The sequence below is a fragment of the Phytobacter diazotrophicus genome (assembly GCF_052061655.1).
Taxonomy (GTDB): Bacteria; Pseudomonadota; Gammaproteobacteria; order Enterobacterales; family Enterobacteriaceae; genus Phytobacter; species Phytobacter diazotrophicus.
In genome coordinates, this window is sequence record NZ_CM125428.1 from 4,861,775 (window position 1) to 4,874,417 (window position 12,643).

Here is a 12,643-nt window from a genome sequence, read left to right on the forward strand (position 1 = left end):
TATAGACGCGGGGAATACATTTCATCCTTCAATGTTGATTTATTTTGAGGAATTATGGGCAACATCAAGTTGGCTAATCCGGCTCCGCTTGGCCTTATGGGCTTCGGCATGACCACTATTCTGCTTAACCTGCACAATATTGGCATGTTCCCGCTGGATGGTATTATCCTGGCTATGGGTATTTTCTACGGTGGTATCGCGCAGATTTTTGCGGGGCTGCTGGAATATAAAAAAGGCAACACCTTCGGTTTAACCGCATTTACCTCTTACGGTTCTTTCTGGCTCACCCTGGTTGCGATTCTTCTGCTGCCTAAAATGGGTCTGGCAGATGCAGCGAATGGCCATTTCCTGGGTGTCTATCTGGGTATCTGGGGTGTGTTCACCCTGTTTATGTTCTTCGGCACGCTGAAAGGCGCACGTATGCTGCAGTTCGTCTTCCTGAGCCTGACCGTGCTGTTCGCACTGCTGGCGGTAGGTCACCTGGCGGACAACGAAGGTATCGTTCATGTAGCCGGCTGGATTGGTCTGGTATGTGGCGCAAGCGCTATCTACCTGGCGATGGGTGAAGTCCTCAACGAGCAATATGGCCGTACCGTTCTGCCAATTGGCGAACAAGGGCAGCACTAATCCCTTCTTCGTGCCTGCACTGCAGGCACGAATTCCCCCGTTTTTGCCTTCCTGTTGATTACGCATTCATCCACTTTATGGGATGATGACGGCATTTCTTCGCAGACAGAATCTGACAATGACTACGCTTTTCCAGGGCCGTGCTTACTGGTTACAACGCTGGGTTGCGCTTCTTCTCACCGGGGTCATGGCCGGGCTTAGCGGTATGTTGCTTGCCATGTTGCTACATGAAATTCAGCACCTCGCGTATGGCTATAGCCAGAATGTATTGATAAGCCCACAGACCTTTCTACAGGGCGTGAGCGACGCCAGCGCACAGCGACGCTTTATCGTGCTGGTCGCCGCAGGCATCGTTGCCGGGGGAGGATGGTGGCTGCTTGCCCGTTATGGAAAAAAGCGCGTCAGCATCAGTACGGCGGTAAGCAATCCGGACAAACCGATGCCGCCACTCACCACACTTGTTCATATTCTGCTGCAAATCATCACCGTAGCGATGGGCTCACCGCTCGGGCGCGAAGTCGCTCCACGTGAAGCGGGCGCCCTGTTCGCTGGAGGCGCTGCGCGGAGATTGCGCCTTTCCCCTGCCGATATCCAACTGATGACCGCCTGCGGTGCCGGTGCAGGGCTGGCTGCGGTGTATAACGTACCGCTGGCGGGTGCTATCTTTACGCTTGAAGTGTTGTTGGTGAGTTTTAGCTGGGATGCAGCTATCGCGGCGCTGGTCACGTCGGCGCTGGCGGCCTGGGTCGCCACGCTGGGGCTGGGAGATGAACATCAGTATCACTTCACCACGGAGTTCGCTGCCTCATCATTAATTTTCTGGAGCGTACTTTGTGGCCCATTGCTGGGCGCGGGCGCTTTTCTTTTTCGCCGCCTCACCCAATATGCGAGCAGCAAAGTGCGGGATAACTGGCAGATGCCTGCTGTCAGTCTGATTGCCTTTACGTTGTTGGGTATTTTTTCCGTCTGGTTCCCACAGCTTCCGGGCAACGGTAAAGGTGCTGCGCAACTGGCGCTAAGTGGCGAAATGACGGCCTGGCTCGCGGTTGTTTTACTGGTACTGAAAGTATTGGTTATCAGCGCCGTACTACGTGCAGGGGCGGCAGGCGGATTGTTGACACCGGGCCTTGCCGTCGGCGGCCTGCTGGGGTCATTACTGTTTATGCTTGTCGGGCCGCTTTTTCCCGGTAGCGATATGGAGAGTTTCGCCCTGTTGGGTGCTGCCGGGTTCCTGGCCGCCTCAGCGAATATGCCCGTCACCACACTCGCCTTAGTGATGGAGTCCACGCGAATGGACCACAGTTTCCTGGTGCCTGCCGCACTCTCAATCGCCGGGGCATACGCCACCTCGCGCGCGCTGGGAGCCTGGCAGAATGCGCGTTTTTCGACCAAAACCATAACCGAAGCTAAACGAGATGGTAATAAAAATCCCATTTAATTGATAAGCATTATCATTTCTAATATGGTCGCCGGGAGCATCCCGGATATTGGATATCATGCAACAGCCTGAACAGGAACGTTGGGGGATACATCGATTCTGTTGTGTTGCATAAGGTAAGCCAATGAGTTCCCCTCTCGTCGCCAGTATCAAGCCTGACGAATCCGCCGTGTCGTCACATTACAGAAAAGTCGTGCTGCGGCGTTTTGCGCTGGCAGGCGCGATCCTGGCATTTATTCTCTTTTCACTGATTCTCGATTTCACTATTGGCCCTTCCGGGCTCTCTCTTTCCGCACTCTGGCATGCGCTGGTTGATGCCGGGTCTGCCGATGCGGGCACCCGCGTTATTGTCTGGGAGTTACGCCTGCCCATTGCCTTAATGGCGATCGTGGTCGGAATGGCGCTCGGTCTGGCGGGGGCAGAGATGCAAACCATCCTCAATAACCCGCTCGCCAGCCCGTTTACCCTCGGGGTCTCCTCCGCCGCGTCATTTGGTGCCGCGCTGGCTATCATTCTTGGCCAGGGTATTCCGGGTATTCCCGATCAGTGGGTTATCTCGGTTAACGCCTTTGTTTTCGCCCTGCTGGCCTGCTTTATTCTTGATGGCATTAGCCGCTGGACACGGGTGGCGACCTCCGGCGTCGTGCTGTTTGGCATTGCGCTGGTATTTACCTTCAATGCGCTGATCTCCATTCTGCAATTTGTGGCCAGCGAAGATACATTGCAGGGGCTCGTCTTCTGGACCATGGGCAGTCTGGCCCGCGCCTCATGGGACAAGCTCGCAATTCTGAGCATCGCCCTGCTTCTCATCGTTCCGCTGTCGATGAAAAATGCCTGGAAGCTTACCGCCCTGCGTCTGGGGGAAGACCGGGCCGTCAGTTTTGGTATCAATGTGCGCCAACTGCGTATGGCGACGCTGCTGCGTATCAGTATCATCTCCGCGCTGACCGTGGCCTTTGTTGGGCCTGTTGGTTTTATTGGCCTGGTGGCGCCGCATATTTCGCGAATGCTGTTTGGTGAAGACCACCGCTTTTACCTGCCCGGCAGCATGTTGATTGGCGCACTGGTACTCTCTCTGGCGTCCGTGTTATCGAAGAACATTGTCTCCGGCGTCATCATTCCCGTCGGTATTGTCACCTCCCTGGTCGGCGTTCCCTTCTTCCTGAGCATCATCATTCGCCATCGGGGGAACATATGACCGACGGACTGCGCATTCACGCCCTGCATACCGGCTATCGCAAAAAGAAAATTATCGACGGGCTAACCACCCCGATGCTGCCACGCGGGCAAATCACCGCCCTGCTGGGGCCGAATGGCTCCGGCAAATCAACCCTGCTACGTGCGCTTGCCGATCTCAACCCGGCCCAGGGGCAACTGTGGCTGAATGGCGAAGATTTAATGGCCCTCCCCCCGGCGAAGCGGGCGCAGAAGGTGGTCTATCTGCCGCAATCCTTGCCGCAGGGCGTGCATCTGCATGCGCTGGAGTCGATTATCGTCGCCCGACGCGCCAGCGGCTTCTATTGCGGCGATAACGTCGAACAGGAGGCCTACGACATTCTGCATAAGCTCGGCATTTCGCACCTGGCGATGAGCTTTTTAGACCAGCTTTCCGGCGGACAGAAACAGTTGATTGGCCTTGCCCAGTCGCTGATTCGCAAACCGGACCTTCTGCTGTTAGACGAGCCGCTGAGCGCACTCGATCTGAACTACCAGTTCCACGTAATGGACATCGTCGCCCGCGAAACGCGCCTGCGTAACATTGTGACGGTGGTGGTGATCCATGACATCAACATTGCGCTGCGCCATGCCGAATATGCGGTGATGCTAAAAAACGGCGCGCTGGTTGCCAGCGGCATTCCAGGCGAGGTCGTCACGCCCGAGAACCTGGCGGCAGTCTACGGGGTAAAAGGCCGGGTCGAATATTGTTCGCAGGGACTACCACACGTGGTAGTCGATGGATTAACAACCTAAAACAGTCATAAGACGGGAAAGAGATGAATCTGAAAAAGACAATCATGGGGATCGCGCTGATCTTTACCCCCCTGCTGGCGATGGCGCAAAACTGGCCGGTCACGGTGACGGATCTGGATAACCGCAGCGTCACGATCCCTAAGGAGCCGCAGCGCATCATCTTGCAGGATGGCCGCGATATCCTGGCGCTGGCGCTGCTGGAGCGCGACAATCCCTTTGCCAAAGTGGTGGCGTGGAACAACCTGCCGAAAAAACAGGATACGGAAACCTGGAACGTCCTTAAGCGCAAATGGCCGGAAGCCGAGAAGATCCTGGACATGCAGTTTTCGGATCAAGGGAATGTCGATCTGGAGACCATCATCTCGCGCCACCCGGATCTGATGATTGCCCAGCTCCGCGCTAAACCGTCCCTGGTACAAAGCGGTGTGCTGGCAAAACTGGAGGCACTGCATGTGCCGGTGGTGTTTGTCGATTACGAACTGCATCCGGTAGAAAACACCCTGCCAGGTATCGCGCTGCTCGGTAAAGTGCTCGGCCAAAATGAGCGCGCGCAACAGTACATTACTTTCTATCAGCAACGTCTGGATATGCTGCATCAGCGTCTGGCCAACGCTCACAAAAAACCGCTGGTGTTTATCGAACCGATCGCGGGTGTCGCAGGGCTGGATAATGGTTGCTGCTTTACCCATGCCCGTAATGGCTGGGGAGGGCTGGTCGAAGCGGCGGGCGGTGTGAACATTGGTTCACAACTGCTGCCAGGGGCAACCGGTAATGTGTCAGTGGAAAAAATCATCTCCATGAACCCGGACTACTACCTGATGACCGGTTCAAAACGCCCGGGCAAAGGAACGGCGGTTATTCCGTTCGGCTACAACGTGGACGAAAAAGAAGTGGCTACCGCCTTCAATGCCTTACTGGCACGCCAGGGGGTCAGCAGCATTCCTGCCGTTACTCAGGGTCATACCGGTGCGCTATATCACCACTTCTACAATAATCCGTACAACATTATCGCTATTGAAACGTTAAGTAAGATCTTCTACCCGGAGCTGTTTAAAGACATCGATCCGCTGGCGGATTATCACACTATCATCAAGGATTTCACCCAGATCCCGGATGACAATATCGTCCTGAGCTACACGCCTTCACACTAATCTTTCTCAGCGCCATCGTCCGATGACGCTTTCTTTCCAAACGCCCACTTAGCGCGTGGATTTCGCCAACGCCGGGCTCTCGGTAGCGACCAGGTCCTGGCGAAGCCATAACCCCAGCCCCAGACCAATCATCGACAGCGCCAGCACATACCAGGCGGGCGCCATTGGCGAAACCCCCATTAGCATCGTCACCGCAATCGGCGTCAGCCCGCCAAAAATGGCGTAAGAGACGTTATAGGAGAAGGAGATCCCGGTAAAACGCACTTCCGCCGGGAAAGCGCGAACCATCACATAGGGTACGGCTCCGACAACCCCAACGCAGAACCCGACCAGCCCATACAAGGCAAAAAGCTGCTCCGGGTGGCTGCCCGTCAGGTGATAGAAGAACCAGCTTGAGCAGGCCAGCATAATGCTGCCGACAATAAAGGTTTTGCTGGGACCAACGCGATCCACCACCAGCCCGGCGGTCAAACAGCCGAAACAGAGCATAATGGTCGCGATACTGTTCGCCTGCAGGGTTAAGGCTGGCGCGAAACCATACTGTTTTTGCAGCCAGACGGGCGACATCAAAATCACCACTACGATCCCGGCCGACAGTAGCCAGGTCAGCAGCATCGAGATCACCACCGCTTTCTTATGCTTCATGACGACGGCTTTCACCGGTAGCTCTTGCGCCAGTGCTTTACGCTGCTGCATTTCGAGGAAAATCGGCGTCTCTTGCAACCAGCGACGCAGATACATTGCCACCAGGCCAAACGCACCGCCCAGCAGGAAAGGTATACGCCATCCACCATCGTGAATCGCCTGCTGCGTCATGCTGGTATTGATCAGGGTAGCGACCACAGAGCCAAGCAGGATCCCCACTGTCAGCCCGGCGGTTAATGTTCCGCAGGCAATTCCGATACGGCGTTCCGGCACATGTTCCGCCACAAACACCCACGCGCCCGGCACTTCGCCGCCAATCGCCGCCCCCTGCAAGACACGCATCAATAGCAGCAGCAACGGCGCAACGATGCCCATAGAGGCATACGTCGGCAGCAAGCCAATCGCCAGCGTAGGTACCGCCATCAGCAAAATGCTCAGGGTGAACATCTTCTTACGCCCCACCAGATCGCCAAAATGGGCCATCACGATACCGCCCAGTGGGCGCGCCAGATAACCTGCGGCAAAGATGCCGAAAGTCTGCACCTGACGCAGCCACTCCGGGATATCCGCCGGGAAAAACAGCTCACCGACAACGGCGGCAAAGAAGACAAAAATGATGAAGTCATAGAACTCAAGCGCACCGCCTAAGGCGGCAAGCGTGAGGGTTTTGTAATCCTGCTTATTGAGGGGACGTGTGTAGTTTGACATAGCGGACCATTTGTAAAGAGGAAGTGTTGATTTCGTTTTTACGCAAACTGTAAATTAAAAATTACTATACCGTAAATAAATCAACACTCCAGTGCCCGCATGACTTAATTTAAAAAACCACTATTTTTAGGATATTGTCTCGCGTCTTGCACTTTTGGGGCGAAAAGCCGCTACGATTTTGGGATCGGTCTCAATATAAGGCCCGTCGAGAAGCTGTACACAATACGGTACACTGGCAAAAATACCCGGCACGGTTACCTGCCCGTCCGCCTGCTTCACCCCTTCAAGCGTCTCTTTGATGGATTTTGGCTGCCCCGGTAAATTGAGGATCAGCGCCTGCTTGCGAATCACACCCACCTGGCGGGAGAGAATGGCAGTAGGCACAAAGTTGAGGCTGATTTGACGCATCTGTTCGCCAAACCCCGGCATTTCGCGGTCAGCAACGGCAAGTGTTGCATCAGGTGTGACATCACGACGCGCAGGACCGGTGCCGCCCGTCGTCAGGACCAGATGGCAGCTCATCTCGTCCACTAGCTCGCAAAGTGTCTGTTCAATGATGCTCTGTTCGTCCGGGATAAGCCGCTTTTCGATAGTAAAAGGGGTAGTCAACGCCTGCGCCAGCCACTCTTCCAGTGCCGGGAGGCCTTTATCCTGGTAAACACCGCTGGAGGCGCGATCGGAAACAGAAACTAAGCCAATGCGTAATGTATCCATATTCATTCCGTTCAAAAAAATAATGACTAACGGAAATGATACACGCTGAGGGGAAATGCAGACAGAGGGGAAAGGGTGGCCGAGTCTCCGGCCACACCTGAATGATTACAGCAGATCGCCGATCATTTTTTCCAGTTTTTCCTGGTCAACAGCAAACTTACGGATACCGTCCGCCAGTTTGTCTACTGCCATCGGATCCTGGTTGTGCTGCCAGAAGAATTGCGCTTCGGTAATACGTTCCGGGCGTGCTTTCACTTCGCCAGCATAGGACAGTTTACGTTCGATAGCGCCTTCGCTTTCCGCCAGCTCTTTCAGCAGCCCCGGAGCGATAGTCAGACGGTCACAGCCTGCCAGTTCCAGAATTTCACCGACGTTACGGAAGCTTGCGCCCATCACGACGGTTTCATAGCCGTGCTGTTTGTAGTACTGGTAGATTTCGGTTACGGAAACCACACCCGGATCTTCTGCCGGTGCGTACTCTTTTTTATCCGTGTTGGCTTTGTACCAGTCGAGGATACGGCCCACAAACGGGGAAATCAGATAAACGCCAGCTTCTGCACAGGCACGTGCCTGGGCGAAGGAGAACAGCAGCGTCAGGTTACAGTTGATGCCTTCTTTTTCCAGCTGTTCAGCCGCGCGAATACCCTGCCAGGTAGAAGCCAGCTTGATCAGGATGCGATCGTTGCTGATACCCGCGTCGTTATACAGTTTAATCAGGCGTTTTGCTTTCGCGATGGACGCGTCGGTGTCATAGGACAGGCGTGCATCAACTTCGGTAGAAATGCGACCAGGGATCAGTTTGAGAATTTCCAGACCGATATTCACCGCCAGTTTGTCCGTTGCATCTACCACTTGCTGCGCGCGGTCGCTGCTCTGTTCTTTCGCCCAGGCAATAGCGTCATCAATCAGTTTGCGGTATTCAGGGATTTGGGCAGCGCCAAGAATCAGAGAAGGGTTGGTGGTAGCGTCCTGCGGCTGGTACAGCTTCATCGCCGCGATATCTCCGGTGTCAGCAACAACAGTTGTGTATTGACGCAGAGAAGTCAATTTATCCGTCATGATAGTGTTTCTCTTTGAACTTGTTAGGGGGATGTAACCGGTCTGCCCTGATGATAACACGACGCCCTGCCAGCGCAACCGCAGACATTGCGCACGCCCGGTATGGTAAACTAGATTTATTAATTGCCTGCAAAGTAGTGCTTTATTAATAATAGCGCTGCTTATTAACCTGCGAACCGGCATAGACAAGAGGGATGTTAATGCCTGAATTCTTTTCTTTTATCAGTGAAATACTTTGGGGTTCATTGATGCTCTACCTGCTGCTTGCGGCAGGTATCTGGTTTGCTTTTAAAAGCAAATTTGTACCGTTTCGCCTGATTGGCGACTTCTACCATAACCTTAAAAATAGCCGCGCCCAGTCGGGTGGACTGACATCGTATCAGGCGCTGTTTCTCAGCCTTGCCGGACGAATGGGGTCCGGTAATTTAGCCGGTGTGGCGTTAGCGATTACGGCAGGCGGCCCCGGCGCGATTTTCTGGATGTGGATATCGGCCTTGATTGGCATGGCAACGTGTTTCGCCGAAAGCACACTGGCGCAACTCTATAAAGAACGCGACGCCGACCAGCAATTTCGCGGCGGTCCTGCATGGTACATGGCACGAGGCCTTGGCATGCGCTGGATGGGCGTGCTGTTTTCCGTATTCCTGCTGTTGGTTTACGGGCTGTTATTCAATACCATTCAGGCCAATTCGGTAGCGAATGCCGTCCATTTTGCCTGGCATTTTAATGAGATTTACACAGGCCTTATTTTTGCTGGAATGATTCTGCTATTGATCACGAAAAGCATGAAACAGATTGCTCGTATCATGCAGTGGGTGGTCCCGATCATGGCCCTGGCCTGGGTAGTGACCAGTGTCGGTATTGGCATTGCGCACTTCACCGCACTGCCGGAGATGTTCGCTAATATTGTGAAAAGTGCCTTTGGTTGGCAGGAAGCGGCGGCAGGTACCATGGGTTACACGCTTAGCCAGGCGCTCACCAGCGGTTTTCAACGCAGTATGTATTCCAACGAGGCAGGGATGGGCTCAACGCCGAATGCCGCCGCAGCCGCGGCTTCATCTCCCCCTCATCCTGCCGCTCAGGGCTTTGTGCAGATGGTCGGCGTAGTTGTCGACACGTTTTTGGTGTGCACCGCCAGCGCGTTTATTCTTCTCCTGGCAAAGGATACGCCAACAGATAACCCAATCATTGGCGTCCAGATAGTTCAGGAAGCGATGGTAGCCCTGACGGGTTCATGGGGAGCCAGCTTTGTCGCCGTCATCATCATCATGTTTGCGTTTAATTCCATTATCACCAATTACGTTTACGCCGAAAATAATCTCATTTTCCTGCGTATGAACAGCAGACGTAATATTTGGCTGTTGCGTATCGGGATCTTACTGATGGTGTTGATCGGCTCTCAATTGCGCATCCCGTTACTCTGGCATGTGGCAGATGTAATGATGGCGTTTATGGCTATCACTAACATGACGGCGATTCTGCTACTGTCTCCCGTCGTCACCCTTATCGCCGCCGATTATCTACGCCAGCGCAAGATGGGAGTGATGCCAGTGTTCGATCCGAAGCGTTATCCGGATATTAACCCGCAGCTCGCGCCCGGCGCATGGGATGATAAAACGGGATCGTAAATGACAATCGCAACTATTGATCAATTGCAGGCCGTTTTTTGTTACAGTCAGCGGAAATTTTCCTGCAAGGACTGACTATGCTGATTCTCATCTCGCCCGCGAAAACGCTGGATTATCAAAGTGAGCTGGCCACTACGCGCTACACACAGCCTGAATTGCTGGATTATTCGCAGCAGTTGATTAAGGTTGCGCGTAAGCTTAGCGCGCAGCAAATCAAAGCCCTGATGGGTATCAGCGATAAGCTTGCCGACCTGAACGCCACCCGCTTTCACGACTGGCAGCCGGATTTTACGCCGAAAAACGCCCGCCAGGCTATTCTGGCCTTTAAAGGCGATGTCTATACCGGCCTGCAGGCAGAAACCTTCACCGAGGCTGATTTCGATTTTGCACAGCAGCATTTGCGTATGCTCTCTGGTTTGTACGGCGTTTTGCGTCCACTGGACCTGATGCAGCCTTACCGTCTGGAAATGGGGATCCGCCTGGAAAATGCGAAGGGGAAGGATCTTTATCAGTTCTGGGGTGAGGTCATCACCAACACGCTGAACGACGCCATTAAGGCGCAGGGCGATGACATCGTGGTGAACCTGGCATCCGATGAGTACTTTAAGTCGGTCAAAACGCAAAAACTGAACGCGCAAATTATCAAACCCGTCTTTCTGGACGAGAAAAATGGCAAGTTTAAGGTCATTAGTTTTTACGCCAAAAAAGCACGCGGCCTGATGAGTCGTTACATCATTGAAAACCGCCTGACAAAACCAGAGCAGTTAACCGCGTTTGATAGCGAAGGCTATTTCTTTGATGAAGAGCTGTCCGGCAAGGGCGAATTGGTCTTTAAACGTCACGAACAGTAAGGCTGTGGCCCCCTCTCTGAGGAGGGGGCAGGATAAGCGAAGAGATTAATCGTGGCGCCAGTCAGGCCCCGGACGATGGTCATCGTGGCGATCATCATGATGGTCGCCACGGAAGTCGCGACGGTCATCACCGTGCGGGCGCCAGTGGTTTTCGCGCCACTCGTAGTGTCTGCGCCACCAGTCATGATCGCGCCAGTGGCCACCATCCCAGTAGTTGCCGTGACGATCCTGATCGCCGATTTGCAGTTTTACTGCTGGCACAAGGGTAATTTCAGCAGCCTGTGCCGCCAGCGGAGCCACCATCAACAACGAAAGCGCGAAGAATACAGGTTTCAACATGGGTTACTCCTTTGTTCATCTTGCCCGTAGTGGGCCGATGTGAGGAGCTTAAGCAAAGTGATGGCGGCTTGTTATTCTCTGCAATCCTAATCTCTAAGTGCCCGCATTTTATGGGAATTCCTCCGTTTTTCCTGCCATATTCCTCCTTAATTTCTCCGTATTCAGGCGTAAAAAAACCGGGCAGCGACTACGCTCACCCGGTTCTGGTTTGAGACGAAGCGGATTACGCTTTGCTCATCATCAGCTTACGCAATTCAGCGAAGTCCGCAGGCAGATGGTGCGACAGCAGTTCCAGATCTGCGCGCTCTGCCAGTTCTTTCGGCAATGGCAGTGTTTCGCCGAGAATCTCTTCGACGCTCTCTTTGAATTTCGCCGGATGCGCGGTCCCCAGGAACAGGCCGTATTCGCCCGGATGCAGTTGATCGCGCAGCGCACGGTAAGCAATGGCCGCATGCGGTTCAGAGAGATAACCCTTGCCTTTCAGCTCACGCATGGTCTCTTTAGTCGTTTCGTCGTCAACTGCGGCATAGCCCAGTTCGTTCAGACGCCAGATTTTACGGCGGAAGAGCTCTTCCACGCGCGGCCAGTTGTTCGGCTGGCTGACGTCCATCGCGTTCGACAGCGTTGCCTGTGTGGCTTTTGGCTTCCACTCACCGTCCTGCAGGAAGCGCGGTACGGTGTCATTCGCATTGGTCGCCGCGATAAAACGCTTAATGGGCAGCCCAAGCGATTTCGCCAGCAGGCCCGCCGTTAAGTCGCCAAAGTTGCCGCTCGGCACGGAAACAACCAGCTGATTACGGGCCTCTTGTGGCAGTTGCGCCACCGCTTCAAAGTAGTAGCAAATCTGCGCCAGCAGGCGGCTGATGTTGATGGAGTTCGCTGAGTTCAGGCCCAGCGCCACTTTCAGTTCTTCATCATCAAAAGCCTGTTTTACCAATGCCTGGCAGGCATCGAAATCCGCATCAATGGCGACGGTTTCGATATTGCCGCCCAGCGTACAGAACAGCTTTTCCTGTAGCGGACTGATTTTTCCGTTCGGGTAAAGGATCACGACACGAACGTTTTTCAGGCCGTAGAAGGCATGCGCCACTGCCGCCCCGGTATCACCGGAGGTCGCAGTCAGGATCGTCACCGGCTTGTCGCCACTGATGGTGGTCAGCATTTGCGCCATAAAGCGCCCACCGAAGTCTTTAAACGCCAGCGTCGGGCCATGAAACAGCTCCAGGCAACCAACATCGCTCTCAACCGGCTGTACGGGCGCCGGGAACGCAAACGCATCCCGAACGCGCGCTTCCAGAATGTCCTGCGGAATTTCATCACCGATGAACGCCCCGAGGATTTTGGCGCTGCGCGCAACGAAATCCATGGTCAGCATGTCATCAATTTCAGTCAGGCTGAATTCCGGCAGGTCATGCGGGAAAAACAGCCCCTGGTTCTTGCCAAGCCCTTGCGTGACGGCCTGCGCGAAGCTGACCTGTTCGTTGTGATCTTTTAAGTTATAGAGTTTCATTG

12 protein-coding genes are annotated in these 12,643 nt (G+C 54.2%); 7 read left to right on the forward strand and 5 right to left on the reverse strand.

Features of this window, described 5'->3' with window-relative positions; genetic code table 11:
• Positions 1-54: 54 nt before the first annotated feature.
• The 5 genes from satP (at position 55) to ACS0RQ_RS23580 (ending at position 5,187) form a co-directional block, all read left to right on the forward strand.
• A complete protein-coding gene (gene satP, locus ACS0RQ_RS23560) occupies positions 55-627 on the forward strand; it encodes an acetate uptake transporter (protein ID WP_039078285.1) in 573 nt (190 codons plus the stop codon).
• A gap of 118 nt (positions 628-745) precedes the next feature.
• A complete protein-coding gene (locus tag ACS0RQ_RS23565; protein WP_271848765.1) occupies positions 746-2,065 on the forward strand; it encodes a chloride channel protein in 1,320 nt (439 codons plus the stop codon).
• Between the two features lie 124 nt (positions 2,066-2,189).
• Entirely contained in the window at positions 2,190-3,263 is a 1,074-nt protein-coding gene (locus ACS0RQ_RS23570) for a FecCD family ABC transporter permease (protein ID WP_271848764.1), read from the forward strand.
• Positions 3,260-4,036, forward strand: coding sequence for an ABC transporter ATP-binding protein (locus tag ACS0RQ_RS23575; protein ID WP_271848763.1), 777 nt, complete (start codon positions 3,260-3,262; stop codon positions 4,034-4,036). The genes ACS0RQ_RS23570 and ACS0RQ_RS23575 overlap by 4 nt, the downstream gene beginning before the upstream one ends.
• 23 nt (positions 4,037-4,059) lie before the next feature.
• Positions 4,060-5,187 (forward strand): ABC transporter substrate-binding protein, encoded by a 1,128-nt coding sequence (locus ACS0RQ_RS23580; RefSeq protein ID WP_271848762.1) that lies wholly within the window; start codon positions 4,060-4,062, stop codon positions 5,185-5,187.
• 48 nt (positions 5,188-5,235) lie between these two features.
• Here the strand turns inward: ACS0RQ_RS23580 and ACS0RQ_RS23585 are convergent, their stop codons facing one another.
• The 3 genes from ACS0RQ_RS23585 to tal all read right to left on the reverse strand — a co-directional run bounded on the left by ACS0RQ_RS23585 (position 5,236) and on the right by tal (position 8,313).
• Positions 5,236-6,540, reverse strand: coding sequence for an MFS transporter (locus ACS0RQ_RS23585; protein ID WP_271848761.1), 1,305 nt, complete (start codon positions 6,538-6,540; stop codon positions 5,236-5,238).
• Between the two features lie 126 nt (positions 6,541-6,666).
• Entirely contained in the window at positions 6,667-7,254 is a 588-nt protein-coding gene (gene mog, locus ACS0RQ_RS23590) for a molybdopterin adenylyltransferase (RefSeq protein WP_271848760.1), read from the reverse strand.
• 105 nt (positions 7,255-7,359) lie between these two features.
• Positions 7,360-8,313 carry a transaldolase gene (gene tal, locus ACS0RQ_RS23595; RefSeq protein ID WP_071193601.1) on the reverse strand — a complete coding sequence of 318 codons (954 nt, stop codon included), beginning with the start codon at positions 8,311-8,313 and terminating at the stop codon, positions 7,360-7,362.
• A gap of 200 nt (positions 8,314-8,513) precedes the next feature.
• On the opposite strand from tal, the gene ACS0RQ_RS23600 reads away from it, so the two are divergent.
• Complete coding sequence (locus ACS0RQ_RS23600; protein WP_271848759.1) at positions 8,514-9,941, forward strand: alanine/glycine:cation symporter family protein; 1,428 nt, start codon at positions 8,514-8,516, stop codon at positions 9,939-9,941.
• A gap of 77 nt (positions 9,942-10,018) precedes the next feature.
• Positions 10,019-10,792 carry a peroxide stress protein YaaA gene (gene yaaA, locus ACS0RQ_RS23605; protein WP_039078277.1) on the forward strand — a complete coding sequence of 258 codons (774 nt, stop codon included), beginning with the start codon at positions 10,019-10,021 and terminating at the stop codon, positions 10,790-10,792.
• Positions 10,793-10,837: 45 nt separating this feature from the next.
• Here the strand turns inward: yaaA and ACS0RQ_RS23610 are convergent, their stop codons facing one another.
• Together ACS0RQ_RS23610 and thrC are read right to left on the reverse strand one after the other, a co-directional pair.
• Positions 10,838-11,131, reverse strand: a complete 294-nt coding sequence (locus tag ACS0RQ_RS23610) for a DUF2502 domain-containing protein (protein WP_271848758.1) — start codon at positions 11,129-11,131, stop codon at positions 10,838-10,840.
• A 223-nt stretch (positions 11,132-11,354) separates the two neighbouring features.
• On the reverse strand, positions 11,355-12,641 hold the full coding sequence (gene thrC, locus ACS0RQ_RS23615) for a threonine synthase (protein WP_039078275.1): 1,287 nt from the start codon (positions 12,639-12,641) through the stop codon (positions 11,355-11,357).
• Positions 12,642-12,643 lie beyond the last annotated feature (2 nt).